Genomic DNA, 1,169 nt, shown 5'->3' with positions numbered 1-1,169 from the left:
CTCTATGTCTTGTTCCGAGAGCTCGTCCAGACCATCCGCAGATGCCGATTCCTGGAGATCTCTCAAGGTCTGGGCTGCCCTCGATCGAATCGAGAGAATTGCGGGTCCCTCCACGGGCTCGACTGCGAATGCGCCGAACGGGGCACGCTCACGGCGTTCGAGCTGGCCGGCCAAGGTTCGAAGCGCCTCCACCTGCACTGCACGCAGTGCAGCCGTCCGGGTTTTGCCGCGCCTCGCTAGTCCAGCGAGCTCGGTGATACGAGCTATCCACTGTCCATCGGACTCGCGATCGATCTCGATTCGCAATGCCATGGCTCTACCATGCACTTTGGCACGGCACGCCACGCGCTGTCGAGCAGACCTGTACAAGCGCCTTCGAGGATCGGCATCGAGGTTTCACTTGCCAATTATTGCCAATGCAGTCATGGTTTGGGCATGCCCACGCGCAACGTGAATCTGTCGGAGTATTACGACCGCTTCGTGGCAAAGAGCGTCCAATCGGGTCGATACCAGAACGCGAGCGAAGTGGTCCGGGCAGGACTTCGGCTACTTGCACATGAGGAGCACGTTGAGAAAGCAAAGCTCAAGGCGCTAAAACGTCTGACTGTCGATGCCTTTGAAGCGCTCGATCGGGGCGAATACAGAAGCTACGACGGGGATGAGCTCTCGGAGCTGTGGGCCCGTATCGACCGAGACATTGCCGCCGGCGACACGTAGATGGGGCGCCAGATCCGCATCGCCGATGCGGCCCACAAAGACATTGCCGAGGTGCTTCGCCACACACGCAAGGAGTTCGGTAGGCGCAAGTACCTGCAGTACCGCGCGCTGATCGAGCTGGCCCTCCAAGAACTCGCCCGTGATCCCTTGGGGTCCACGACGCGGCAGCGCAAGGAGCTGCACCCGGCAGCCCGCACGTACCATATTGCGCGTCGTGGCAAGCGTGTGCGCCACTTCTTCCTCTATCGGGTCAGCGACGAAGGTGTCGTCGAAATCGGTCGCTTGCTCTACGACGGGATGGAACTGACCCGCCACTTGCCCCGGGGCTACGGGCTCGAGGAAGGCGACGAGGAGTAGGGACTAGCGGCAAACCGGCACCGGGGCAGGCTGCTAGCCATCGCCTCGATGCAGGCCTTGAGGACGGCTCGTGTTTCCAGATCGACGGGCGGCGG

The 1,169-nt window shown here is 61.8% G+C and carries 3 protein-coding genes; 2 read left to right on the top strand and 1 reads right to left on the bottom strand.

The annotated features are described in order from the left end of the window. Window positions 1–312 (bottom strand): hypothetical protein (locus MJD61_18710; protein MCG8557296.1); only part of this gene is annotated, 312 nt, incomplete at its 3' end. Window positions 313–321: 9 nt separating this feature from the next. Between MJD61_18710 and MJD61_18705 the strand changes: the two genes are divergently transcribed. Beyond that, on the top strand, window positions 322–717 hold the full coding sequence (locus tag MJD61_18705) for a type II toxin-antitoxin system ParD family antitoxin (GenBank protein MCG8557295.1): 396 nt from the start codon (window positions 322–324) through the stop codon (window positions 715–717). Further along, window positions 718–1,074 (top strand): type II toxin-antitoxin system RelE/ParE family toxin, encoded by a 357-nt coding sequence (locus tag MJD61_18700; GenBank protein MCG8557294.1) that lies wholly within the window; start codon window positions 718–720, stop codon window positions 1,072–1,074. Window positions 1,075–1,169: the final 95 nt, after the last annotated feature.

It is taken from the genome of Pseudomonadota bacterium, assembly GCA_022361155.1.
GTDB lineage: Bacteria > Myxococcota_A > Polyangia > Polyangiales > JAKSBK01 > JAKSBK01.
Note: the sequence above shows the minus strand (reverse complement) of the source record. Positions and strands in the feature narration are given on the sequence as shown.